This window comes from Bacillus sp. JH7 (assembly GCF_001563515.1).
Taxonomy (GTDB): domain Bacteria; phylum Bacillota; class Bacilli; order Bacillales; family Bacillaceae_G; genus Bacillus_A; species Bacillus_A cereus.
In genome coordinates this window covers 511,588-537,052 of record NZ_LPUS01000001.1, presented here as the reverse complement: position 1 = coordinate 537,052, position 25,465 = coordinate 511,588, and the positions used below count along the sequence as shown (strand labels likewise).

Sequence of the window (25,465 nt, the reverse complement as noted above, 5' to 3'; positions counted from 1 at the left end):
TCGGAATGCAACTATACCATATACGGTAAAAAGATAATAGCACCAATTATAACAGCTATAATTGCAAACAATAAAACCGCTCCTGCCGCAACATCCTTTGCAATTTTTGCAAATGGATGAATATCTGCAGTCGCTAAATCTACTGTTTTTTCCACAGCCGTATTTACCATTTCTAAACTCATTACACTCCCTATTACAATAAGTAATATCATCCACTCTGTTCTCGTAATATGGAAATAAAAGCCGCAGCATATAACAATGACTGCGGCTAAATAATGGATTTTCATATTTCGCTCATGACGAAAACAAAAGAATATACCAGCTATAGCATATCCAAAACTATCTATAAGTTTTCCTTTTTTCATCGTCCTAATCCAAAAGCTTCTAAAATTTCTTTTTGTCTTCCGAACATTTCTTTTTCATCTTCTTCTGTCATGTGATCATAACCAAGTAAATGTAAAAAGCCATGTAATGCCAAAAATCCAAGTTCACGATCGAAAGAATGTCCGTACTCTTCAGCTTGCTCTTTCGCCCTTGGAATAGAGATAATAAGATCACCTAACATGCGTGGCATCTCTGCACCAACAATCTCCATTTCTCCTTCTCCCATTTCTTCCATCGCAAAGGATATTACATCTGTAGGTTGATCTTTATCTCGGTAATCACGATTAATTTCTCTAATGCGCTCATTATCTACAAATGTCACCGATACCTCCGCACCATCCTCGATATTTTCCATTTGAGCTGCTTTTTCTAACACTTCACGAATTAAACTCATATACGCTTCTTTTACTTCTTCTGTTTCATCAATAAAATCAATTAACAAACTCATTCTTTCTCCTTTTCTTCCGGAAGTTCCGGATATGTAATACGCGAATGGAAAATACCATTTAACGTTTCACACAACGTTTTTCCAACGATTTGTAGTTCCTTAAACGTCAAATCACATTCACTAAATTGACCGTCTTGTAGTCGATCTTTAATAATACTTTGCACCAAATTATTAATTTGTTCTGGCGTTGGGTGATTCATAGAACGTACCGCAGCTTCTACACTATCAGCAATACCAACAATTGCCGATTCTTTCGAAGTTGCTTTTGAACCTGGATAACGGAACATCTCTTCTGTATATTTTTCTTTATCTTCTTTAATAGCTTTATAATAAAAATATTTCAGTAACGTTGTACCGTGATGTTGCCCAGCGATATCAATAATTTCTTGTGGAATATGATATTCTTCGAGCATTCTTACTCCATCCGTTACGTGAGCAATTATAATATCTTTACTCGTTACAGGATCTAATTTATCATGCGGGTTTTCAATTCCCATTTGGTTTTCAATAAAAAATTGCGGTTGTACTGTTTTTCCTACATCATGATAATATGCCCCTACACGCGCTAATACACCATTTGCCCCGACTGCTTCACAAGCAGCCTCAGAAAGATTCGCTACCATTACACTATGATGATATGTCCCTGGCGCTTCTAACAAAATTCTGCGTAAAAGCGGATGATTTGGACTTGATAGTTCCATAAGCTTCATGCTTGATACGATTCCAAGTCCACTTTCTAAATATGGTAAAATCCCCATAGCCAAAACGGATGATATAATCCCTGAAAGTGAAGCCATTAATAATTGCGTACCAATTTCAAGAGGCGAAAAATTCCCATTACGTAATAATAAGAGCGCCGCCAATACGACTACATTTAATACAGAAACGAGTATACCAGCTTGTAAAATCATTGTACGACGATTTTTTTCTCGCAAGAAAATACTAACCGATAATGAACTTAACAATACGTAAATCCCTACACTATAATTTAATGTACTCGTTACTCCTTCATTAAACATAATACTTCCGCATACAGAAAAAATCATACTCGTTAAAAAGACAAATCGATCACCAATCATTAGTTTTACAAGTATTGTTCCCATCGCAACTGGGACAACATATGCAATCCCCGCGTATTCAAGTTTTTGAAACAAACTAATGATTTTCATTAAGACGATTGTGATAGACAAAATTGTAATATACGCTAAAACATACGGTCTATCTTCTCTTTTTCTCTTTAAAAATAATTCAAATTGTTTATGCATAAAGTATAGTAACACACCAATGAGTACCGCTAATCCAACATAAGGTTGAAAGCCGTTCCCTTTTTCTAACAAACCAACTAATTTCAACTGATTATACACATCACTTGAAATTGTTTCACCTTCTCTAACAAGAACTTGTCCTTGAAGAATATAAACAGGTGGAACTAAATCTTCCTCTGCTTTTCTCTTCTCTTTCGTTAAGATCGGGTCATAAAAATAGTTTGCTGAAATTGCATATCTTCCTAGCGCCTTAATTGACTCTTTTAAACCATTATCAACATTAACACTATTCATCTCACTTACATATCGTTCTTTCGCATCTTTCAATTCGTCCATTTTAATATGCTCAGTCATGATACTATTAATCGCTGTGACCGCAGCATCTTTCGCTAATACTAATTGGCTCGAATCTGCATTAATCAAACTTAGTAAGTTTGAATCAGATAATTCTTTCGTTAAGTCAGCGGGTAGTTTCTTTTTTAACTTCTCCACTTTCTCAGCATCAGTCATCTTTTTTTGATCATCCGGTCCAACAGCTTTAATCTCTTGCACCACTTCATCCACTTTAGCAAAGACGTCATTCACAATATCAACTTTGTTTTGTTTATACTCACTTTTATATGTATATTGATCTTCAACTTTTGTAGCGGCTTCTTTTTTCTTTTTATCCGTTGTAACTTTATCTTCAATTTTTATAGGAGAATGGATTGTCTTTTTCGCAATAGAATACATATTAACATCTAATTGCTCTGGTTTTACATTATTCATAAGCGCAAAAAACAGCACTGCTCCTAATACAACGTAAGAAATCCAACTTAGTTTTTTCGAATGTTGTAAATTACGAAACCACTTAGAAATTTCTTGAGATCTTGACATGATTTCAATACCTTCTCCTCTCCAGAAATAAAGTGAAACTATTTATAGCTTTCATTTCTTCTACCAAACGATACTTTGAGGCAACATTTTATACACTAGTACCTATAGTTTATTTTCCTTATCTTTCATGATAGTAAAAAATATGACGTTCGCCAACCTTATCATACAAAAAGAAATGATCCTGACAAATAGGATCATTCCATTTTATCATATGCCTCAATAATACGTTGCACCAATGGATGTCTCACAACGTCCGTTTGTTCTAATGTAATAAATGACAGACCTGATACACCAGATAAAATATTAGCAGCTATAGATAGCCCTGATTTTACCCCTTTTGGCAAGTCTACTTGTGAAGGGTCCCCTGTAATAACCATTTTAGAACTAAAACCTAATCTTGTTAAAAACATTTTTATTTGAGCACCCGTTGTATTTTGAGCCTCATCTAAAATAACAAATGAATCATCAAGCGTACGCCCCCTCATATAAGCAAGTGGCGCGATTTCAATTACTCCTCGCTCCATCATACGCTGCGTATATTCTTGTCCAAGAATATCATGTAAGGCATCATATAATGGGCGTAAGTATGGATCTACCTTCTCTTTCAAATCCCCTGGTAAAAAACCTAAATTTTCTCCAGCTTCTACAGCAGGTCTTGTTAAAATAATTTTCTTTACATACCCTTGTTTTAAAGCCCTCACAGCCATTACTACAGCTAAGTATGTTTTTCCAGTTCCTGCAGGCCCTATCCCAAAGACAATATCATTCTTCTTCATCGCATGAATATATCGTCTTTGCCCCATTGTTTTTACACGAATGGATTTACCTTTTGCAGTCTTGAAAATTTCTTCTTCATATAACTCTTCAAATTGAGCAATTTTCCCTTGTTGTGCAAGCTGAATTGCATACGCAACATCTCTCTCTGAAATTGATATACTTTTACGAATTACAACAAGTAATTGCTGTAAGATTTTTTCTACGAGTGTCACCGTTTCAACTGCCCCAGATACATGAACAGTTTCTCCTCTAGTTACGATCGATACATTCAGTTCTCGTTCAATTACTTTTAAATGTGCATCATTGACTCCAAAAAGAGCGATTGCTTCGTTAGTATTTTCCAATTGTTGGTTCATTTCTACTAATTGTTCTGCCATTACTCAGTCTCCTTGAATATCGGATTCGGATATTGGTTGTGGCTCTGCAATATTTTCAACCACAGTATAATGCAATGTGACCTTTAGTTGACCCGCCTCAACCTCTTTACTCAAAATCTTATCACTTACAATCATAGCATGTTCATCCAATTTTTTCTTTAGTTCTTTTTCGGCCATCTCTTTCGCTACTTTCAGCGCTTGCTTTTCTGTATATTCTCGATTCGCTTCTTCCTCTTCTCTCACAACATCTTTTTCATATGCAATCGGCAGTGTAAAACCAAATAATTTCACATCATGCTTTACACTTTCAGTACGAGAGCGTTTATACTTATCATGCTGAAATCCCCATATTTTTATTTTCATATCCCCAAATTTAAGAAAATGTTCATTGTATACATTACCAGTATACACTTGGAATTGCGTCTTTAACGGGACATCCACCTTAGATGTATACCACGTTTCTCCATACACAATACCTTTCGCTGAAACAATCGTCGGACTTTCCTCATTACCATATATTCCTGATACGAGAATCTGCCCTTTTTCTACATGATCATTTTTCAGTACAACCGGCTTTCCAACTTCTACGAACGTCTTTGTAATAATCGCTTCTTTTTTTGCTACTAAATTTTGCGGCCTTTGTTCCTTTTCTTTCTTCGGTTCGTTTTTTTCAACAATTTTAAAATGATACGTCGTTCCTCTTACTTCTAGTCCCGCCCAAGTAATGGCATTAATATTATCTGTCAAATGGCGTTGTACATCTTCTACATTCGGCATTTGAAATTGTAGTTTCCCTTTTTTAATACCCATTTTATCCAATTCTTTCATCAATATATATTCCGTTTCAGGTTTTGCTCCTGTAATTTCAATTTTCCAAACCATATTTGACATTGCAATCACACCAAAAAAGAAAATTAAAAAACCAATTAAAAATCCACTATTTTTAATTAAACGCTTATTCCAAAAAGGAAAACCATAACGTCCAATAAAATATAATTTACATTCATTTTTTCTATAAATTGGTTTTATTTTTTTCACATCGCGTAACAACATACAAAAAACTAACGTTTCATCAGCTATCTTTTTAACATCCCAAACTAATAAATTCCTCCGTACACATTCATTAACAAACCGTTCCGCTCCTCTACCTTCAATTCGCACTTTTACATATCCAAGCCACTTTATAAACCATTTATTTTTCATTTACCACCTTCACTACCTTTCTAAAAGTAGATATACTACTTTTTATTTGAAACATTAAAATAGCTCGTACTAAAATGAAACCGAGTAAAACTGTAATCAGTCTCTATCAACGGAACTTTTACAGGATAAAGAAGAAAAACTTCACAAATGGAAGTTTCACTTCAATCACCTTTTTTTTCATTTTCTAAAAATGTTACTTGCTCAATTATCCCTTCGAGCAAAAGCTCTTCTGGAAGAATCGTTTTAATAACAAAGGATTGTCCTTTAATTAATAATTGACCGTGTTTTAAAAGCAATCGTACTTCTTTATCTGAAAACACTAATAACCCCCGATGATTTTCTATATAAATATGTATTTGCCCAACAAGAGTAATCCGAGGTAGATCCATTAATACATCCACTGGTAGGTCTACTTGTTTTGTCAACCAATTTTTCATTTGTTCTAATTTCTTCATCTCGAAAGACCCCCTCTCATCCCATATATATGTATTTCTTCACAAGTGCCTATCGTGTTATAACGACTTCACTAACATAACTATATTCTGTAAGAGTTCATATCATGTTAATTAAAACAGTCGCTATATGAAATCATATTTGTCAGGACAATGATGGATCAAAGGATGTTACCTTTAATAATAGAAGTATTAATACAAGAATATGCGCCCCTACAGGATATCAGTACAAGTTACATTAAGAAATTGAGCCTAGCGAGAAGTTAGAAACTTGAAAAAAACTGTTACAATTCGTTCTGGATGTGACATACTGACCATAGAATAAGTAGTTGTCATTTATTGGACAAATGAGATAAAGTGAAACTTTAATCCCCCCTCACCAATCGGGCTGCCCGTTAATGAGGGATAAAATCAAAAAAAAGAAAATTTCTCCACTCTGAATGTTACGTTGTAAGTAAGAATATTTTATAGATGGTTGTTATATGAATTTCAAAAAATATTAGGGTTCATTAAAAAATGAATTAATAAACGAGGAAATACGAAAGTAAATTGGCTTTAGTCAAGAAATTTCGAATGTTATAAAACAAATTATCGACAGTAATATCCGGCCATTTTATGCAACTGATGCAAAATCTAAAATAGTTAGAATCTCTTTCGTTACCTTTGAGGATTATGCTGAAGAGCAAGCTATAAAACTTCAATCTGATTTTCAGAAGGTTCGGTACTTAGCTTTTATTTGCGAAAGAAGTTTTAGTCAAGGAAGTAAGAATAGGTGTAGAATCGGAATTATACAAGGAAATAATAAATTGAAACTTTAACTAGAGGGGTTTCTATCACTTATAGAAACCCTTTTTAAACAATATAGCGTTTCTCCTTAATAAGAACAATAAAAAAACGTCTCATACGAAATGAGACGTTTTTTTACGCTAATAGCTGGATAACCAGCTTATTCACAAGTGATCCGTCTGTTTTACCTTTTACTTTCGGCATAACAGCAGTCATCACCTTACCCATATCTGCTTTAGAAGTCGCACCAACTTCAGAAATAACTTGCTTGATTACATCAACTAGTTCTTCTTCAGTTAATTGCTCTGGCAAATATGCGCTTAAAATCTGAATTTCACTTTGCAGTTTATTAACAAGGTCTTCACGACCAGCTTTTTTAAATTCAAGGAGGGAGTCCTTATACTGTTTTACTTCACGAGCTAAAACTGTTATTTCCTCTTCTTCAGTAAGAGTATGTTGCAGTTTAATACCTTCATTTTGTAAAGCAGCCTTAACCATACGAATAACGGTTAATTTTTCTTTTTGTTTATTCTTCATCGCTTGTTTCATATCATCGTTTAAACGACCGAGAAGACTCATAACTTACACCCTCTCTTAGAATTTACGCTTTCTTGCCGCTTCAGATTTCTTCTTACGTTTTACACTTGGTTTTTCATAAAACTCGCGCTTTCTTGCTTCAGCAAGTGTACCAGTTTTAGAAACCGATCTTTTAAAACGGCGAAGTGCATCCTCCAAAGACTCGTTTTTACGAACGACTGTTTTTGACATTCTCTTTCCCTCCCTCCGAAACATCACACTTACATACTAACTTCAGCATGCAAAAAGAAACACTTCTTCAGCATGTCTTTTACGATTATAATACATTTTATCACTTCAGGTCAACTATTTGGCAGAATAAAAGAAGAATAGAAGCATTTCCTTTTCAAAAGTTATGCAAATAGCTAGTATCCTTTACTGATGAAGACAACTATATTTTTATCATTTCATCTTTTTTCATACAGGGATGCATGAAACGCCTCCCCACCTTATAGTACTTAACCGCTTCAAACAAAGAAAGCATGCAAACCGTTTCCGGTTGCACGCTCTTTTTATGCGCTAGCTGATTCTTTTTTTACATCATCTTCAAGAACACGAACAAATTGCGCTTCGTTATATGGATAACCAGCTTTCGTAATTTTCACTTTCACTAGCTTACCAATTAATTCTTCTGATCCTTCAAATACAATTTTCAAGTAGTTATCTGTATAACCTACATATAAGCCTTCACGGTCGCCCTCTTTAAATTGCTCTTCCGGAATGATTTCAAGCACTTCACCTTCAAACGCTGATGCGTACTCTTTCGCTAATTGATTAGATAGCTCAATTAAACGATGAACACGATCGTTCTTCACATCTTCAGGAACTTGATCTTCCATGCGTGCTGCAGGTGTTCCTGTACGTTTTGAGTAAGGGAACACATGTAACTCAGAGAAGCGGTTCTCTTTAATGAAATTGTATGTTTCCATGAATTCTTCTTCTGTTTCACCTGGGAAACCAACGATTACGTCAGATGTAATCGCAAGGCCTGGTAACGCTTCTTTCAAACGATCTAAACGCTCTTGGAAGAACTCCATCGTATATTTACGACGCATACGTTTTAATACAGTATTAGAACCAGATTGCAACGGAATATGCAAGTGGCGTACAACTACTTCAGATTTATCTAACACTTCAATTACTTCATCTGAAATTTGACTCGCTTCAATAGAAGAAATACGAAGACGTTTTAATCCGTCTACTTCCGCTTCCATATCACGAAGTAATCCAGCTAAGTTATAATCTTTTATGTCTTCGCCGTATCCACCTGTATGAATACCCGTTAATACGATTTCTTTATAGCCTGCATCCACTAATTGTTGTGCTTGTTTAATAACTTCTTTTCCATCACGAGAACGCATTAAACCACGCGCCCAAGGAATGATACAGAATGTACAGAAGTTATTGCAACCCTCTTGTATTTTTAAAGACGCACGTGTACGATCCGTGAAATAAGGTACATCAAGTTCTTCGTACACACGTGTTTTCATAATATTACGGACAGCATTAATTGGTTGACGCTCTTTACGGAATTCTTCGATGTAACCTAACATCTTTTCACGATCCTGTGTACCAACTACAATATCTACACCCGGAATCGCCATAATTTCAGCTGGAGATGTTTGTGCATAACATCCCGTTACGCAAATAACTGCATCTGGATTTTGACGCACAGCACGTCTGATTACTTGACGGCTTTTTTTGTCCCCAGTATTCGTTACTGTACATGTGTTAATAACATATACATCAGCTTTCTTTTCATATTCTGTTCTTTCATAACCACCTTGTTTAAACAATTGCCAAATGGCTTCTGTTTCATAGTGGTTTACTTTACAACCTAACGTATGGAACGCAACAGTTGACATTGATCATCACCCCATCAATTCAAAATGATACGAAGCAGCACTTAACGCGTATAACGGCGCCGTTTCTGTTCTTAAAATTCTTGGTCCTAAACTACATGGTACAAATTTATGTTCACGAAGCGCTGTAATCTCTTCCTCAGCTAAACCGCCTTCTGGGCCAAATACAATCAATAGCTTTTGACCTGGTTTCATTGTCGTTAAAGCTTTCGCAAAATTAGATTTCTCACCTTGTTTTGCTTCCTCTTCGTAAGCAACAAGGCAAACATCATACTCACCACTCATTGAAAGCAATTGCTTAAATGATGCCGGAGCATGTACTTCTGGAATTTCACTTCTATGTGATTGTTCCGCAGCTTCTTTCACAATTTTTCTTAAACGCTCAACTTTTTTATCAGCTTTTTTCGCATCCCATTTTACGATAGAGCGAGATGCTTGAAATGGTAAGAATGCAGCTGCCCCAAGCTCAGTTCCTTTTTGAAAAATTAACTCTAGCTTGTCTCCTTTTGGCAGTCCACTTGCAATCGTCACGAAAACAGGAAGTTCACTTGACGCCTCTACCCATTCTACAATAGCCGTATTAATAAATTCACTGGTAATTTCATCAATTGAACATACTGCTGTTTTTCCGTTTACACAGCAATAAATATGATCACCAGCTGACATACGCATCACTCTTGCGATATGATGTACGTCATCACCTACAATGCGAATACTTGTCTCATTTACATATTTCTCTTCTACAAAATAACGTTGCATATAATCACCTTAGTAGAGTTTCGTTCCTTTCGTAAGTCAACACTTACGAAAAGAACGAAACGTTATCATTTTTCATATAACAAACGGCAAGTCTCTCACCTTATAGTGAGAGACTCCCCTTTTCATTATAGACTAAAATCTATATTACGCATTTCGTGCAATAATTGCTACCCAATCTTCCATTCGTAACACTTCTTCAATTGTAAATCCAGCTTGTTCTAACGCCTCAGAAATTACTTTTTCCTTCGCAGCAATAATGCCCGATGTAATAAATAATCCACCTGACTTCACAACTCTTGCTGCATCTTCAGGGAATAATAGAATAATTTCTGCTAATAAGTTAGCTACGATTAAATCAACAGGACCTTCAATGCCTTCTAAAAGACTATTTTGTCCAACAGACACGATATCATCTGTTTTATTTAAACGTACATTCATTTCTGCACTTTCAACCGCAACCGGATCTAAATCATATGCTTGAACAGAAGACGCACCTAATTTTGCAGCCGCAATACTAAGTACACCAGAACCTGTTCCTACATCAATAATAGTGTCACCTGGCTGTACTGTTTTTTCTAAAGCACGGATACACATCGTTGTTGTTGGATGAGTTCCTGTACCAAACGCCATACCCGGGTCTAATTCAATGATTTTTTCATCAGGAGAAGATGGTGTATATTCTTCCCAAGTCGGTACGATTGTGAATGTATCAGAAATTTGTACTGGATGGTAATATTTTTTCCAAGCAGTAGCCCAATCTTCTTCATTGACTTCGTTAACGGTAATATTTCCAGTACCAATTTCGATGTCGTAAGATGGAAGCACATCAATAGATGATTTTACACCTGCAATCGTTTCATGTAAAGAATCCGTTTGCGGGAAATACGCTTTTATTAATACACCTTCCGCCGGATATTCATCTGGGTTCAATGCATAAATTTCACCATATTGTTGCTCGCGCTCTTTCGTTAACTCCGCTGGATCCTCAATCGCAACTCCACTAGCACCAGCTTCATGTAAAATATGAGAGACAGCTTCTACTGCTTCTTCTGTTGTATGAATACTAATTTCTGACCATTTCACAATTTACCAACTCCATTTTTTATTTCCATTATTCCCCTTTGAAAGCACGTTTAAGCTTTCCGAATAAACTATCATCCTGCTCTTCTTGTCCTGCAAATTCACGTAATAAATCTTTTTGCTGCGAAGTCAATTTCGTCGGTACAACAACACGAACGACTACATATTGATCTCCTTGGCCGTATCCACGTACGTTCGGAGCACCTTTTCCTTTTAAGCGGAATTCTGTTCCAGTTTGTGTTCCTGCTGGAATTTTCAGCTTCACTTTACCATGAACAGTAGGAACTTCCACTTCATCACCAAGCGCCATTTGCGCAAATGTTAATGGCATTTCGCAAATAATGTGATCTCCTTCACGCTCGAAGAATTCATGATTTCTTACATGAACGACAACATATAAGTCTCCTGCTGGTCCGCCATTTACGCCGGCTTCACCTTTTCCAGACACACGAATTTGTTGACCATTATCGATACCCGCTGGAATTTTAACATTGATTTTTTTACGTTTACGAACTTTACCTGAACCGTGACATGTCGTACATTTTTCTTTAATAATTTGTCCAGTTCCTGAACAATGACCACAAGCTTGACGATTTACGATACGACCAAACGGTGTGTTTTGTTCTACACTCACTTGACCAGAGCCTGAACAATGTTTACATGTTTCTTTTGAAGTTCCTGGTTTTGCTCCACTACCTTTACAAGTATCACATGGATCTTCTACTGGAATTTCCACATTTAATTCCTTACCAAAAATAGCTTCTTCAAAATCTAAAGTGACTTGATATTGTAAGTCAGCACCTTGGCGCGGAGCATTTGGATCACGACGTCTGCCGCCGCCACCGCCAAAGAAAGAACTAAATATATCTTCAAAACCGAAGCCACCGCCGAAGTCTCCTCCGCCGCCAAATCCACCGAATCCTTGATTTGCACCAGCATGACCAAATTGATCGTACTGTGCACGCTTTTGATCATCACTTAACACTTCGTATGCTTCTTGTACTTCTTTAAACTTTTCAATTGCATTTTCTTCTTTGCTTACGTCTGGATGGTATTTTTTAGCCAAACGACGATACGCTTTTTTAATTTCATCTGTTGAAGCGCCCTTGCTAAGTCCAAGGACCTCATAATAGTCTCGTTTACTCATAAATTTACAACCCCCGAATCTTTCACATAAACGTAATTTTAACACCGAAAGAAAGTGCTTTGCAACAAAGTTTCCTCACTTACAGTATGCAAAGCGAAAAACTTAAGATCCTCACACATCGCTTCTCATTCGTGAAAAAAGCCAAAGTCAAGGCACGCTTGACTTTGACTTTTTGTCATCTTACTTATTATGTTTACAGTTGAATTACTTGTCTTCTTTTACTTCTTCAAACTCAGCGTCAACTACATTGTCTTTCTTTGCGCCAGCATCTTGTGCACCTTGCGCACCTTCTGCTTGACCAGCAGCTGCTTGAGCCTGCTCGTATAATTTAACAGTTAATTGTTGTACGATTTCTTGTAAGGCATCTTTTTTCGCACGAATTTCTTCAAGCTCGTTTTTCTCAATTGCAGCTTGTAATGCTTCTTTCGCTTCTGTTGCTTTTGCAACTTCAGCTGCATCTACTTTACCTTCTAAATCTTTTACAACTTTGTCTGTTTGGAATACAAGTTGGTCAGCTTCGTTACGAAGTTCAACTTCTTCCTTACGTTTTTGGTCAGCGTCAGCATTTGCTTCCGCTTCTTGTACCATACGTTCTACTTCTTCATCAGAAAGACCTGAAGAAGATTGGATTGTAATAGCTTGCTCTTTGCTTGTTCCTAAGTCTTTCGCACGTACGTTAACGATACCGTTCGCATCAATATCGAATGTTACTTCGATTTGTGGAATACCACGTGGTGCTGGTGGAAGGTCAGTTAATTGGAAACGACCTAACGTTTTGTTGTCAGCCGACATTGGACGCTCACCTTGTAATACGTGAATGTCTACTGCTGGTTGATTATCAGCAGCTGTCGAGAATACTTGTGACTTACTTGTTGGAATTGTAGTGTTACGCTCGATTAATTTCGTGAACACGCCACCCATAGTTTCAATACCTAAAGAAAGTGGAGTTACGTCTAATAATAGAACGCCTTCTACATCACCAGTAAGTACGCCACCTTGAACTGCAGCACCTAATGCTACAACTTCATCAGGGTTTACACCTTTATATGGCTCTTTACCAGTTTCACGTTTAATAGCTTCTTGTACAGCTGGGATACGAGTAGATCCACCAACAAGAATAACTTTATCTAATTCGCTTGGAGCAAAACCAGCGTCTTTTAATGCACGACGAGTTGGCTCTAATGTTCTTTCAACAAGACCTGCTGAAAGCTCTTCGAATTTCGCTCTTGTTAACGTTAATTCTAAGTGTAATGGACCAGCAGCTCCAGCACTAATGAATGGTAATGAAATTTGAGTTTGTGTTACACCAGAAAGATCTTTTTTCGCTTTTTCAGCTGCATCTTTCAAGCGTTGAAGCGCCATTTTATCTTGGCTTAAATCAATGTTATTTTCTTTTTTGAACTCAGCTACTAAGTGATCGATGATAACTTGGTCAAAGTCATCGCCACCAAGACGGTTGTCACCAGCAGTTGAAATAACTTCGAATGTACCGTCTGCTAACTCAAGGATAGATACGTCAAATGTACCGCCACCTAAGTCATATACTAAGATTTTTTGTTCTTCGTCTTGTTTTTCTAAACCGTAAGCAAGTGCTGCTGCTGTTGGCTCGTTAATGATACGCTCAACTTCTAAACCAGCGATACGACCAGCATCTTTCGTTGCTTGACGCTCTGCATCGTTGAAGTATGCAGGTACTGTAATAACAGCTTTCGTTACTGTTTCACCTAAGTATGCTTCAGCAGAAGCTTTTAAGTTTTGTAAAATGATTGCAGAAATTTCTTGAGGTGTATACTCTTTACCTTCAACTTCTACTTTGTAGTCTGTACCCATATGACGTTTAACAGACATGATTGTATTTGGGTTTGTAATTGCTTGGCGCTTTGCAACTTCCCCAACTTGACGTTCTTCATTTTTGAAAGCTACAACAGAAGGTGTTGTACGGTTTCCTTCTGGATTTGGGATAACCTTTGGTTCTCCACCTTCCATAACAGCTACACAAGAGTTTGTTGTACCTAAGTCAATACCGATAATTTTACTCATGGCGAATCCTCCTAGTTTTATGTAAATTATTGATTTACTTTTACCATTGATGGGCGAATCACACGGTCTTTTAGTTTATAACCTTTTTGGAATTCTTCCACAACCGCGTTTGATTCAAATTCACTATCTTCCACTTGCATAATAGCTTGGTGTTCATTAGGATCAAACTGTTTACCAACAGCTTCAATCACTTCCACACCTTCTTTAGTCAGCGCTTCTAACAATTGACGATGCACCATTTCCATACCTTGTAACAAGGATTTCGTTTGCTCATCAGTCGCTTCCACTTGCATTGCTCTTTCAAAATTATCAAGAGCTGGCAAGATGTCTGAAACTAGACTTTGTGCTCTATATTTTTCAGCAGCCTGTTTATCCATTTGGACACGGCGCTTATAATTTTCAAAATCAGCTTGTAGACGTAATGTGCGACCTTCCGTTTCCGTTAGTTTCGCTTGTAGCTCATCTACTTTTTCTTGTAAAAGAGCAGCCTCACTTTTTTCTTCTACAGTTTCTTCACTGTTTTCTGGCGTGACAGCTTCTTCAACTTGCGCTTCTTTTACTTCTTCTACCACTTGTTCGTTACGCTCTTCCACAATATTCACCTCCTTAAAAGGTATTAGGTATCATGCATAGCATGATTACCTAAGCATTATATATTACACACAGCAATGAAAATTTCATCACTTGAGCGAATGTATTACTCTCATTTACTTTTTAAGTCCATCAGTAAATTGTCTCGTAAATAACTGTAACAAACTAATTACACGAGAATATTGCATTCTCGTAGGACCTAAAATAGCAATTGTTCCAAGTTGCTCTTCGCCGATCGAATATGTTGCAGAAATTAAACTACAATCCTCCATAGCCGTCGAAGAGTTTTCCCTACCAATTTTCACTTGAATCCCGACTTGTTTATGACGCAAAATGTCATAAAATTCGGCTTCATTATCAATCATGGTAAGTAAAGATCTAACCTTTTGAATGTCATGGAACTCTGGCTGCGAAAGCATATTTGCTTTTCCTCCAAAGTATATCTTTTCCGATAACGGAACTTGAAATGTACCATCCAACATTTTTATTGCACTATCGTAATTATGAACATACCCACGTAAAACTGTAACAATCTCCTTAAAGATTTTATTATGAAGTTCTTCCATCGGTACGCCAGATAGCTTTTCATTTAAAATATTAACCATTTTTTCTAAATCTGATAAATCAACAGATTCCGGAACGGTAATCGTTTTACTTTGTACATGCCCTGTATCGGTTACAATAATAGCGACAGCAGTTTGACGATCAAGCGGCACAATTTGTACATTTTTAAGTTTATTTGTACTTAACTTCGGTCCAAGAACAATGGCCGTATAATTCGTAAGTTCTGATAAAATTTGAGCAGATTGTTGTGCAATTTTTTCCGCTTCAAAAATTCTTTCAGCAAATAAATCTTTAATTTGTACAATTTCAGCGTTCGGTAAGTTTTGCGGCGCTAAAAGATGGTCTACATAAAATCGGTAGCCTTTCTCAGAAGGAACACGTCCAGAAGAACTGTGCGTTTTTTCAATAAAACCTAATTCTTCTAAGTCCGCCATTTCATTTCGAATAGTAGCTGAACTAAATGTAATTTCATCTTTTTTAGCCAACGTTCTAGACCCAACGGGCTGCGCTGATCCAATAAAGTCATCAATAATTGTTTGTAAAATTAAGAGCTGACGTTCCGTAAGCATCTCATCATCACCTCTGTTAGCACTCTTTGTCTTTGAGTGCTAAATCTATTAATAACTTACCAAAATTGACATTCAATTGTCAACGGAAACGTCACGAAATAATGAAACTTTTTCACGCCTATGGAACATTTAATTAGTCAATCAAAAATGATTGGAATACTTCATTCCCTAATAATTTTCCTTTTCGCGTTAAACGCACATGTCCATCTTCCTCTTCAAGCAATCCCTGCTCTTGGTTGCTTTGTAACTGCTTCGCGAAAACTTGATCCATCTCTACATTAAATTTATTGCGGAACGCCGTTTTAGAAACACCTTTTGTTTTTCGAAGCCCTAAGAACAGCTCTTCTTCCATTCTTTCTTTCTCCGTCACTTTGTGAACATCTAAATACGGAAATCCTGTTTCATCAATTTTATTAAAATATTGCTTCAGCGGACCTACATTTTGAATACGTTCCCCGTTCACATAACTATGAGCTCCAGCTCCAAATCCATAATACTCTTCATTATTCCAGTATGTGAGATTATGTCTACTTTTATTGTCACCTTTTGAGAAATTACTAATTTCATACTGGTTATAACCGTGTTTCTCCATTTCATCCATTACTATTTCATACATTTTCGCTTCATGGTCTTCACCCGGAAGACGCAATTTCCCTTTGTTCATTAAGTTATAAAACACTGTTTTAGGTTCCACAATTAATGAGTATGCAGAGAAATGTTGTACACCAAGCGTAAAAGCAATATCTAATGTTTCTTTTACATCTTCTATCGTCTGTCCTGGCAAAGCATAAATAATATCTACATTAATATTTTTAAATCCTACTTCCTGTGCTTCTCGAATCGCGAGGAATGCATCTTCCCTCGTATGCTTGCGCCCGATTTTCTCAAGCAGTTCATCACGGAACGTTTGCACACCAAAACTAATTCGATTCACTCCACCTTCTAGCAGTACATTCAACTTCTCTTTCGGCAGATCTCCTGGATTCGCTTCAAATGTTAATTCACAATTTGGGGCGAACGGACGCAAATGACGATTAATAATCTCGAGTAATTTTTTTGTCTGTTCCATATTTAACGCTGTCGGAGTTCCCCCGCCCACAAAAATCGTTTTTATACTATCAAACGGAACTTTTTGAACCGTATTTATTATTTCCTTCTCTAAATAATCTAAATATTGATCAACCGGTTGGCGTTCAATAAACACTTTATTAAAATCACAATAGTGACAAATGTGCTGACAAAACGGAATATGAATATATGCAGCTTGTACCAAATATAACTCCTACCTTTCTAAAAAGAAAACCTCCGCACTCCGGAGGGTTCTCTACTTCTCTAACGTATTACGAATTTGTTCCATTCGCATTTTTCCCCAATCATACATCATTTCAACGATCGGTAAAAGCGACATGCCTAGTTCCGTCATATAATACTCAACGCGAGGAGGAATTTCGGGATATACTGTCCGATCAACAATTCCATCTTCCATTAACTCTTTTAATTGGTTCGACAAAACTTTATGAGAAATGCTTGGGAATAACCGTTGTAATTCACTGAAACGATGTGGTCCTTCCACACCAAGGTGCCACAGTATCACAACTTTCCACTTTCCACTAATAATAGAAAGCGTCAATTCCTTTTCACAATTAAAATTACCATTTTGTATTTTATCTTGAATATCTTTTCGAATATTTTCGGACATTAACAATCTCCTAACTCTATATGAACTAAAAAGCTCTCTCATTATTGTAAATGAGAGCTGCTCAGATGTCTAAAAAGTAATTATACAGAAAAAAGAAGCCGCACAAACGACTTCTTTTTTATTTCAAATATTAGTTGTCATCCATTTTCAGTACAGCCATAAATGCCTCTTGCGGTACTTCTACAGAACCAACAGACTTCATACGTTTTTTACCTTCTTTTTGCTTATCAAGAAGTTTACGCTTACGAGAAATGTCACCGCCGTAACATTTTGCAAGTACGTTTTTACGCATCGCTTTAATTGTAGAACGTGCTACAACTTTATTTCCGATAGTCGCCTGAATTGGCACTTCAAATTGTTGTCTCGGAATTAATTCTTTTAATTTCTCTACGATTACTTTACCACGGTCATACGCTGAATCACGGTGTACGATAAATGATAAAGCATCCACTTGTTCATTATTTAAAAGAATATCCATTTTCACAAGTTTAGATGGTTTATAGCCAATTAACTCGTAGTCAAACGATGCATACCCTTTCGTATTTGATTTCAATTGATCGAAGAAGTCATATACGATTTCTGATAACGGGATTTCATATGTTAATGTAACACGCGTTTCATCTAAATATTGCATATCAATAAACGTTCCACGTTTACCTTGGCAAATCTCCATTACAGCTCCAACATAGTCATTCGGAACCATAATTGAAGCCTTCACAAACGGCTCTTCTACACGATCGATAGACTGTGGATCTGGCATATTAGATGGGTTATCAACAATAACATCTTCACCGTTAGTTAAATAAACTTTATAAATAACGCTTGGCGCTGTTGTAATTAAGTCAATCTTAAATTCACGTTCAATACGTTCTTGAATGATTTCCATGTGAAGAAGCCCTAAGAAACCACAACGGAAACCAAATCCTAGCGCTTGAGATGTTTCTGGTTCAAACTCAAGAGCAGAATCGTTTAACTCTAATTTTTCTAATGCATCACGTAAATCGTTATAACGAGCAGAGTCAATTGGATACAGACCACAGAATACCATCGGGTTTAACTTACGGTAACCTGCTAACGGCTCTGCAGCTGGACGTTTCGCATGTGTAATCGTATCACCAACACGTGTGTCACCAACATTTTTAATCGATGCTGCTAAGAAACCTACATCACCTACTGTTAACTCGTCACGTTGCGTAGTTTTCGGTGTAAATACACCTACTTCTGTTACTTCAAATTCTTTACCCGTTGCCATCATACGTACTTTATCGCCAACTTTTACTGTTCCATTTACAACACGGATATAAGCAATTACACCGCGGTACGGATCATATAAAGAGTCGAAAATCATACATTGTAATGGCTCTTCTGAATCACCCGACGGAGCTGGTACTTTTTCAACAATTTGTTCTAAAATTTCTTCAATACCAATTCCAGCTTTCGCAGAAGCAAGTACCGCTTCTGATGCATCTAAACCAATTACATCTTCTACCTCTTGACGTACACGTTCTGGATCCGCACTTGGTAAGTCGATTTTATTAATAACTGGTAAAATTTCCAAATTGTTATCAAGCGCTAAGTATACGTTTGCTAACGTTTGCGCTTCAATACCTTGCGCTGCATCTACTACAAGAATCGCGCCTTCACAAGCCGCTAAACTACGAGATACTTCGTACGTAAAGTCGACATGTCCTGGTGTATCAATTAAATGAAGAATATACTCTTCACCATCTTTTGCTTTATAGTTTAATTGTACTGCGTTTAATTTGATTGTAATACCACGCTCACGCTCTAAATCCATAGAGTCAAGCAACTGAGCTTTCATTTCGCGTTGTGTTAACGCGTTTGTTTTCTCTAAAATACGGTCTGCTAACGTTGATTTTCCGTGGTCAATATGAGCAATAATAGAGAAATTACGAATTTTGGACTGTCTTTTTGCTCTTTCTTCTTTATTCATCTATGTTCTCAACTCCTAATAGTCTCGCCAATATACACTAGCACTGATTATATCAATAGAGCAACAAAGATTCAATGAAAACTCGTGCTGCTTACGATACAAATCATTCTATCTATATCTTATGCGAATAAACCATAAGAGACAAACCCTTTTCAAATTTTAAAACGGCTGTCTTACAAATCAGTAAAACAACCGCCTCCCATGTTACTCTTAGCTAAAAATTCCTTTTATTTTCCCAACAACTATATCCGTCCCGAACTTCGTCATTTCATAAGCTACACTTGCTACCGCCATCCCAATTCCTTCTACAACATTAAAACTTCTTAAACGTTCTAATTGCTGTTGTTTTTCTGAGGCCGAAAACGAGCTACCCAAAATTTCTGATTCAGCACCTGTACTTTCTGTCCCTGTCATATGAGCTATTTGTTCATATGACAATTGCTGATAGCCTTTCATACTTTTCAAACCATGATTAGCAAGTGCCACTCCTGCTATCATCATAAGTAAACATAAAGCTACACTACATATACACAAAAGCGCAAAGCGACTCAAACCATAATCATCTGTTCCCCTCAATGTGTATATGCTCCCGTATTATCTTGATCAATTTGATGATGTAGCGCTGCATTTAAACCACTCGCTATTACATTCGCCATATCCTCAATAAAAGTATCTACTTCTTTTGGGGTTACCATTAAATTATGACCAAGAGGAGATAGCACTTCATAAATCAGCCTTCTTTTTTCTTCTTCTTCCAACGTACCAACAGCACCTAAAAACATATTTCTGCTCTTTTCATCCGGCATATCTTCTTCTGTTAATTTTTTCTTTTCTCCAAATGAAAATCCCGCTGGTAACAAAGATCGTGAAGGTTTATTTCCTTCTTTCATCTCTCGACCAAAATGTTTCAAAATAAAATCAATCGTATCACTTGTAATCGAAACAGCATCGACCACAGTCGGAACACCAATTGCGATAACAGGGATACCTAATGTGTCTTTACTTAGTTCTTTACGTTTATTCCCAACCCCTGATCCAGGATGGATTCCAGTATCAGAAATTTGTATCGTGCTATTTACTCGTTCAATAGAACGAGCAGCTAATGCATCAATTGCAATTACAAAGTCCGGGTTCGTCTTCTCAATAATTCCATAAATAACATCGCTCGTTTCGATTCCTGTAATCCCCATTACCCCCGGCCGAATTGCACTAACAGGCCTAAATCCTTCTTCTACACTTTCAGGCTGCAATTGAAACAAATGTCTCGTTACTAATACATTTTCTACAACTATCGGTCCAAGAGCATCTGGTGTTACATTCCAATTCCCAAGACCTACAATTAAACAGCTTGCTTCTTTTGTAACTCCAACCTCTTCTAAGAAACAAGAAAATTCTTTTGCAAAAATACGCTCCACTTTTTGTTGAAGTTCTGTATCTTGCTGACGTATCCCTTGTACTTCAAGTGTTAAATAATTTCCAGGTTTTTTCCCCATCGCTTCAGAGGCAGCTTCATCAATCGTTACTTTTGTAATTATAGTACCTTCTTCTTCTCTCTCTTTTACAATAACTCCCTGTATCCCTTTTTGTTCTTCTTGGCTTTCTTGCAACATTTGATGAGCTTCTACAGCAAGGTCAGTTCTAATGCTATATTTACTTAAATCTAATGGTTCTTTCATCGTATCTCCTCCGTAATTCATAGTAAATATCGTTAGATTTCCCAAAGTTATATAAGGTCATTCTTTCCTTTACGTGAAATTTCATGGATATACTATTGCAATTCTCTTCACCGTTTGATAGAATATCACTTGTTCTATGTAAGAATCGAGTCATTCGATTGCACCAGGGAGGTGAAAAGTATGGCAAACATCAAATCTGCTATCAAACGCGCTAAACTTAGCGAAGAGCGTCGTGCACATAACGCTTCTATCAAGTCTGACATGCGTTCTGCTGTTAAAACTGTAGAAGCTTTAGTTACTAATAACGATCTTGAAAATGCTAAAGAAGCTTTCAAAACTGCTTCTAAAAAACTTGACAAAGCAGCTCGTAAAGGTCTTATCCACCAAAACGCTGCAGCTCGTCAAAAATCTCGCTTAGCGAAACAAGTAAACGCGTAAGGCGTTTAAAAAACGATCCATTTGGATCGTTTTTTTATATACAAAAAAGTTCATGCACTAAGTGCATGAACTTTTTTGTGTCATCACATATGATTTAATCGCATTAAGAAAAATTCGAGCACAAGCTTCTTATCCATCTTTCCCGTCTTCATACTATAATCAGCTTCCGCTAATTCTATAATCACTTTTTTTAATTCTTCAAAAGAGAAAAACTTCGTTTGATTCATTGCTAACTTTACACGATACGGATGTACACCAATATGAGACGCAATTTGATTTTGTCCATAACCACGTTGCTGTAGCTCTTTCACTTGATACAACAAGCGGAATTGACTCACTAATAACGCAAGCAATTTAATCGGCTCTTCCTGCTGCGTAAATAATCCATCCAAAATTTGCATTGCACCTGCAATATCTTTTTTCACCACTTTTTCTGTCAAAGCAAATACATTTTGCTCAACTGATTTTGGCACAAGCTCTGCAACAAGTTTCGTCGTAATCTCTCCGCCCATACCAACGTATAACGTTAACTTGTCCATTTCCTTCGCCAACATCGTTACATTACTTCCCACAAGCTCTAGCAACAAACTAACAGCCGCGTTATCAATATGCACATGCACTTCATCTGCACGAGCAACAATCCACTTCTGAACATCCTGTACTTGCATCGCATTCGCTTCTACTACATCTGCTGTTTTCTTTAATAGTTTTGTAATTTTTTTTCGCTCATCAAGTTTTTCGTAAGGCGCAACAAAAACAAGAATAGAAAATGGAGAAGGTTCACCAATGTATTCTTCTAAAATTTTTATATTTTGCTCTAACTTTTCTTTTTGCGAAGTCAAAAATAGCGGTGATTTTATTAACAGTACTTTTCGTTCTCCGAAGAAAGGAAGCGTACGCGCATCCTCAACCACATCTTCTAAATACGCTTCTTCTAAATCGTATGTCACAACATTAAACTCTCGATCTTCTTCTTCAAGTGCTTCTGTCGTAATAAGCTTTATCGTTTCATTTATAAAAAAAGCTTCCGTTCCATATATTAAATATAACGGAGCAAACTGTTTCTTTTTAATTTTTTTATGTATATCACTCATACTTTTTCCTACTCCCTAACTTGGCAATATATATTTATACTAATGCCCTAGCTTTTGTTTTACAAGTACAAAGGAACAGGCTTTATAACCCGTCCCTTTATTTATATTAAACGCCACGCAATAAGCCCCGGGTTTCTTATTGGTGTGCGGTAATCACCTTCCCTTTATTATTCGCAATAAAAATTTGAGTATAAGTGCCAACTGTTAACATGCTTGGAAACGAAAAACTCACATTACTTCATGATTTACAAGTAACAAAAAAGCTCGTTTTCTCTTCATATGGAAATTGTAGATTTTTTTCTGACAATATTTTATACTAAAGTGGAATGTTGGGGAGGGATTCTAAATGAATGATTTTGAACAAAACGTTCAAAGTAAACGCAATGACGCTATTGATTCAGGGGTAGGATTTATCGTCTCATTTGGTTTTTTCGCAACACTTTTCATCATTGCAACTGTTATTAAATTTATCGGTTCTTAAAGACTGCCACTTCATGGCAGTCTTCTCTTTTTCATCTATTATGTGTTTTATCATATGTGATTTTACTTTTAAAGGTTCCATTTTCCCCTTTAAAAACATAGGAAATAGCACCTTGCTTGTCCGTGCGCCATATCGCACTCCCCATCTTCTCAAAACGCTCTATCACTTCTTTATGCGGGTGTCCATACCTATTCTGCTTACCAACAGATATAATCGCTACACGAGGCTGTATGACGTTCAAAAAAGGCTCTATAGATGACGTATTACTCCCATGATGAGCAACTTTTAAAACATCCACTTGTAAATCTGGATATGCCTCTACTAAAATCTTTTCCCCTTCTTCTTCCAAATCGCCTGTAAATAGCCACTTCAACCCTCCAAATTTTGCCCATATTACAATTGAAGCGTTATTTTCGCTTTTTTCTTTTCCTTTTGGAGCTAAAACGAAAAATTCCGCTTCATTTACACTCCAACTCTCCCCTTCCCCCACTTCAGTTATTTTCATTTCCTTTTCTAATGCCCGTTTCTTGACTACTTTTTCTAATACTGCATCTTTTCCCTTTCGGCCAAATACCACTTCTTTTACAGGTATATATGATAATAATTCTTGCGCAGCACCTATATGATCTGCATCTCCATGCGTTACGATTAATTTATCAATTGTTTTAATACCTTCTTTTTGTAAAAAGGGTATTAAAACATCATTTCCAACAGAAAATTCATGCTTTTTTTGTTGCCATTCTTCCTTATTTACACGAAGCGTTCCACCTGTATCAATAAGATAAATCCCTTTATCATACGGAAGGCGAATTAATATTGCATCACCTTGTCCAACATCAATAAATGTTACACTTCCGCTGCCTCTAAAATATGGATATATATAATGACATGTGCTAATAAAAAGAAATACACTCGCAACTATACAAACTATTTTTTTCGGCGCTCTCCGTTCCCAAACCATCAATATACTGACAATACTGGCGCAATATACAGCTACAAGATTGAAGGGCGTTTCCCCGAAGATAAGCTGGGTAAATGGTAAACTTTCACAATAACTTAGAAAATCATTAGACATACTCAAGCCTATTGATAATACATCGGCAAATCCTTTTGCGAGAAACGGGACAATTGGCATACACAGTAAAATAATAATGCTACATGGTAATACAATGATAGATAAAAACGGAACGTATAAGAGATTGAGGAGAATGCTATATGGAGAAAAATAACCAAAGTGATATAACAAAATCGGAGTACTAACGAGCTGTGAAATGATAGAAATATAAATAGAATTTCGGATTATTCCGTTGCTACTCTCTAACAATAACGGAGCAGACAAAAGTAAAGCGAAGCTACCTACAAAAGAAAACTGAAATCCAATATTAAAAACAAGATAAGGGTCATATATAAGCATGCATATAGCTGTTACACTTAAAGCATCTAAACTAGATAAACGAATCGAGCACATAAAAGCAATCAACATCAAAACTCCTGTTATAGAAGCTCTTATAACAGAGGGTGACGCCCCTGCTAAAACCATATACAAAGGAATACAAACGATAAGGCAAATTGTTGCTACCTCCCTTGTCACACCGCTTCTTAGCAAAATAAAATATACTATCACCATTAACATTACAATGTGTGAACCTGAAATTGCTAACAAATGTACAAGACCAAATTGTTGATATTGCTCTTCCACTTCAAACGTCATTTGTTGTCTATCACCAAATAGTAATGCATTCATAAAAGCACCTGATTGCTCTGGAAACATTTCTGTAACTTTCGAGATTGCTTGTTGCCTCAAAAGAAGAATCCATTGCGTGAGCGACAGTGATGTTTTATAGCATTCAGAAATATATGTAGCCTCAAATGTGAAATGAATATGTTGTTTGTATAAATAATCACGGTAATTAAAACCATGAAAATTCCGAGCTGTTTCCGGTTCTTTCCTCTCACCCTCGAATACACATGATATCCCTGCGTATAATTGTTGCATTTTTTTCTTTTCCAAGACTGATTTGATTCTATAACTTAACTGCACTATATTTTTATTCTGATCTTCAAATTGAAAAGATAGGCGATCCCCATTAACAAGCGGTGCATTTTGTATAACCCCTCTTGTAACTCCATAGGACTCCCCTAGAGGCTTATTCCACGTTTGAACATAGGAAGTGTACATGGCGCTACTAAAGCACGCTACAATACAAAAAATGAAGGTTTTACGCGAAGTGCGATATAAACAGAAGAAAACATTTAAAAAGAGGCAAAAAACTATCAATAAAAGTGACGAGGAAAAGGCAATTGCAACCCCTATTATAAATGAGATTGCAACATACCCCCATTGTTCCTGCAACTTATACTCACTCC

General features: G+C 36.5%; 24 protein-coding genes. 2 read left to right on the top strand and 22 right to left on the bottom strand.

Annotated elements, in window-relative coordinates; all coding sequences use genetic code 11:
• Positions 1-11: 11 nt before the first annotated feature.
• The 20 genes from AU379_RS02870 to gpr all read right to left on the bottom strand — a co-directional run bounded on the left by AU379_RS02870 (position 12) and on the right by gpr (position 21,085).
• Entirely contained in the window at positions 12-365 is a 354-nt protein-coding gene (locus AU379_RS02870; protein WP_000715469.1) for a diacylglycerol kinase family protein, read from the bottom strand.
• Complete coding sequence (ybeY, locus tag AU379_RS02865; RefSeq protein WP_000054679.1) at positions 362-832, bottom strand: rRNA maturation RNase YbeY; 471 nt, start codon at positions 830-832, stop codon at positions 362-364. The genes AU379_RS02870 and ybeY overlap by 4 nt, the downstream gene beginning before the upstream one ends.
• On the bottom strand, positions 829-2,973 hold the full coding sequence (locus AU379_RS02860) for an HD family phosphohydrolase (RefSeq protein ID WP_000091514.1): 2,145 nt from the start codon (positions 2,971-2,973) through the stop codon (positions 829-831). Before AU379_RS02860 ends, ybeY begins: the two co-directional genes overlap by 4 nt.
• A 194-nt stretch (positions 2,974-3,167) precedes the next feature.
• Entirely contained in the window at positions 3,168-4,127 is a 960-nt protein-coding gene (locus AU379_RS02855) for a PhoH family protein (protein WP_000840520.1), read from the bottom strand.
• A 3-nt stretch (positions 4,128-4,130) separates the two neighbouring features.
• Positions 4,131-5,330: a sporulation protein YqfD gene (gene yqfD, locus AU379_RS02850; protein ID WP_061138948.1), complete on the bottom strand. Its 1,200-nt coding sequence runs from the start codon at positions 5,328-5,330 to the stop codon at positions 4,131-4,133.
• Positions 5,331-5,491: 161 nt separating this feature from the next.
• Positions 5,492-5,785 (bottom strand): sporulation protein YqfC, encoded by a 294-nt coding sequence (gene yqfC, locus AU379_RS02845; protein WP_000732269.1) that lies wholly within the window; start codon positions 5,783-5,785, stop codon positions 5,492-5,494.
• Positions 5,786-6,703: 918 nt separating this feature from the next.
• Complete coding sequence (locus tag AU379_RS02840; RefSeq protein WP_000054562.1) at positions 6,704-7,147, bottom strand: GatB/YqeY domain-containing protein; 444 nt, start codon at positions 7,145-7,147, stop codon at positions 6,704-6,706.
• 15 nt (positions 7,148-7,162) lie between these two features.
• Entirely contained in the window at positions 7,163-7,336 is a 174-nt protein-coding gene (rpsU, locus tag AU379_RS02835; protein WP_000048061.1) for a 30S ribosomal protein S21, read from the bottom strand.
• A gap of 320 nt (positions 7,337-7,656) precedes the next feature.
• On the bottom strand, positions 7,657-9,009 hold the full coding sequence (gene mtaB, locus AU379_RS02830) for a tRNA (N(6)-L-threonylcarbamoyladenosine(37)-C(2))-methylthiotransferase MtaB (protein ID WP_000108676.1): 1,353 nt from the start codon (positions 9,007-9,009) through the stop codon (positions 7,657-7,659).
• A 6-nt stretch (positions 9,010-9,015) separates the two neighbouring features.
• Positions 9,016-9,765, bottom strand: coding sequence for a 16S rRNA (uracil(1498)-N(3))-methyltransferase (locus AU379_RS02825; protein ID WP_001190159.1), 750 nt, complete (start codon positions 9,763-9,765; stop codon positions 9,016-9,018).
• 144 nt (positions 9,766-9,909) lie between these two features.
• Entirely contained in the window at positions 9,910-10,848 is a 939-nt protein-coding gene (prmA, locus tag AU379_RS02820; protein WP_000872103.1) for a 50S ribosomal protein L11 methyltransferase, read from the bottom strand.
• A 28-nt stretch (positions 10,849-10,876) separates the two neighbouring features.
• A complete protein-coding gene (gene dnaJ, locus AU379_RS02815; RefSeq protein WP_000043947.1) occupies positions 10,877-11,992 on the bottom strand; it encodes a chaperone protein DnaJ in 1,116 nt (371 codons plus the stop codon).
• Between the two features lie 204 nt (positions 11,993-12,196).
• Positions 12,197-14,032, bottom strand: coding sequence for a chaperone protein DnaK (dnaK, locus tag AU379_RS02810; protein WP_000034706.1), 1,836 nt, complete (start codon positions 14,030-14,032; stop codon positions 12,197-12,199).
• A gap of 26 nt (positions 14,033-14,058) precedes the next feature.
• A complete protein-coding gene (gene grpE, locus AU379_RS02805) occupies positions 14,059-14,625 on the bottom strand; it encodes a nucleotide exchange factor GrpE (RefSeq protein ID WP_000392711.1) in 567 nt (188 codons plus the stop codon).
• 114 nt (positions 14,626-14,739) lie between these two features.
• The gene (hrcA, locus tag AU379_RS02800) at positions 14,740-15,756 is read right to left on the bottom strand and encodes a heat-inducible transcriptional repressor HrcA (protein WP_000954941.1); all 1,017 of its coding nucleotides are present in this window, start codon (positions 15,754-15,756) and stop codon (positions 14,740-14,742) included.
• Between the two features lie 133 nt (positions 15,757-15,889).
• Complete coding sequence (gene hemW, locus AU379_RS02795; RefSeq protein ID WP_000249427.1) at positions 15,890-17,029, bottom strand: radical SAM family heme chaperone HemW; 1,140 nt, start codon at positions 17,027-17,029, stop codon at positions 15,890-15,892.
• 51 nt (positions 17,030-17,080) lie between these two features.
• The gene (locus AU379_RS02790; protein ID WP_001293539.1) at positions 17,081-17,455 is read right to left on the bottom strand and encodes a helix-turn-helix domain-containing protein; all 375 of its coding nucleotides are present in this window, start codon (positions 17,453-17,455) and stop codon (positions 17,081-17,083) included.
• A gap of 130 nt (positions 17,456-17,585) precedes the next feature.
• Positions 17,586-19,409 (bottom strand): elongation factor 4, encoded by a 1,824-nt coding sequence (gene lepA, locus AU379_RS02785; protein ID WP_001030951.1) that lies wholly within the window; start codon positions 19,407-19,409, stop codon positions 17,586-17,588.
• Positions 19,410-19,619: 210 nt separating this feature from the next.
• Positions 19,620-19,985, bottom strand: a complete 366-nt coding sequence (locus AU379_RS02780) for a YqxA family protein (protein WP_001215034.1) — start codon at positions 19,983-19,985, stop codon at positions 19,620-19,622.
• A complete protein-coding gene (gpr, locus tag AU379_RS02775; RefSeq protein WP_000662616.1) occupies positions 19,982-21,085 on the bottom strand; it encodes a GPR endopeptidase in 1,104 nt (367 codons plus the stop codon). Before gpr ends, AU379_RS02780 begins: the two co-directional genes overlap by 4 nt.
• A 180-nt stretch (positions 21,086-21,265) precedes the next feature.
• On the opposite strand from gpr, the gene rpsT reads away from it, so the two are divergent.
• Positions 21,266-21,523, top strand: a complete 258-nt coding sequence (gene rpsT / locus AU379_RS02770; protein WP_001274011.1) for a 30S ribosomal protein S20 — start codon at positions 21,266-21,268, stop codon at positions 21,521-21,523.
• A gap of 83 nt (positions 21,524-21,606) precedes the next feature.
• On the opposite strand, the gene holA is transcribed toward rpsT, so the two are convergent.
• Positions 21,607-22,617, bottom strand: a complete 1,011-nt coding sequence (holA, locus tag AU379_RS02765; protein WP_001279908.1) for a DNA polymerase III subunit delta — start codon at positions 22,615-22,617, stop codon at positions 21,607-21,609.
• A 346-nt stretch (positions 22,618-22,963) separates the two neighbouring features.
• On the opposite strand from holA, the gene AU379_RS02760 reads away from it, so the two are divergent.
• Complete coding sequence (locus AU379_RS02760; protein ID WP_000997609.1) at positions 22,964-23,098, top strand: YqzM family protein; 135 nt, start codon at positions 22,964-22,966, stop codon at positions 23,096-23,098.
• Between the two features lie 31 nt (positions 23,099-23,129).
• On the opposite strand, the gene AU379_RS02755 is transcribed toward AU379_RS02760, so the two are convergent.
• Positions 23,130-25,451: a DNA internalization-related competence protein ComEC/Rec2 gene (locus AU379_RS02755; RefSeq protein ID WP_061138947.1), complete on the bottom strand. Its 2,322-nt coding sequence runs from the start codon at positions 25,449-25,451 to the stop codon at positions 23,130-23,132.
• Positions 25,452-25,465 lie beyond the last annotated feature (14 nt).

Coding starts and splice junctions, on each gene's coding strand:
- AU379_RS02870 (WP_000715469.1), bottom strand. CDS start 365: ATGAAAAAAGGAAAACTTATAGATAGTTTTGGATATGCTATAGCTGGT.
- ybeY (WP_000054679.1), bottom strand. CDS start 832: ATGAGTTTGTTAATTGATTTTATTGATGAAACAGAAGAAGTAAAAGAA.
- AU379_RS02860 (WP_000091514.1), bottom strand. CDS start 2,973: ATGTCAAGATCTCAAGAAATTTCTAAGTGGTTTCGTAATTTACAACAT.
- AU379_RS02855 (WP_000840520.1), bottom strand. CDS start 4,127: ATGGCAGAACAATTAGTAGAAATGAACCAACAATTGGAAAATACTAAC.
- yqfD (WP_061138948.1), bottom strand. CDS start 5,330: ATGAAAAATAAATGGTTTATAAAGTGGCTTGGATATGTAAAAGTGCGA.
- yqfC (WP_000732269.1), bottom strand. CDS start 5,785: ATGAAGAAATTAGAACAAATGAAAAATTGGTTGACAAAACAAGTAGAC.
- AU379_RS02840 (WP_000054562.1), bottom strand. CDS start 7,147: ATGAGTCTTCTCGGTCGTTTAAACGATGATATGAAACAAGCGATGAAG.
- rpsU (WP_000048061.1), bottom strand. CDS start 7,336: ATGTCAAAAACAGTCGTTCGTAAAAACGAGTCTTTGGAGGATGCACTT.
- mtaB (WP_000108676.1), bottom strand. CDS start 9,009: ATGTCAACTGTTGCGTTCCATACGTTAGGTTGTAAAGTAAACCACTAT.
- AU379_RS02825 (WP_001190159.1), bottom strand. CDS start 9,765: ATGCAACGTTATTTTGTAGAAGAGAAATATGTAAATGAGACAAGTATT.
- dnaJ (WP_000043947.1), bottom strand. CDS start 11,992: ATGAGTAAACGAGACTATTATGAGGTCCTTGGACTTAGCAAGGGCGCT.
- dnaK (WP_000034706.1), bottom strand. CDS start 14,032: ATGAGTAAAATTATCGGTATTGACTTAGGTACAACAAACTCTTGTGTA.
- hrcA (WP_000954941.1), bottom strand. CDS start 15,756: ATGCTTACGGAACGTCAGCTCTTAATTTTACAAACAATTATTGATGAC.
- AU379_RS02790 (WP_001293539.1), bottom strand. CDS start 17,455: ATGTCCGAAAATATTCGAAAAGATATTCAAGATAAAATACAAAATGGT.
- lepA (WP_001030951.1), bottom strand. CDS start 19,409: ATGAATAAAGAAGAAAGAGCAAAAAGACAGTCCAAAATTCGTAATTTC.
- gpr (WP_000662616.1), bottom strand. CDS start 21,085: ATGAAAGAACCATTAGATTTAAGTAAATATAGCATTAGAACTGACCTT.
- rpsT (WP_001274011.1), top strand. CDS start 21,266: ATGGCAAACATCAAATCTGCTATCAAACGCGCTAAACTTAGCGAAGAG.
- holA (WP_001279908.1), bottom strand. CDS start 22,617: ATGAGTGATATACATAAAAAAATTAAAAAGAAACAGTTTGCTCCGTTA.
- AU379_RS02760 (WP_000997609.1), top strand. CDS start 22,964: ATGAATGATTTTGAACAAAACGTTCAAAGTAAACGCAATGACGCTATT.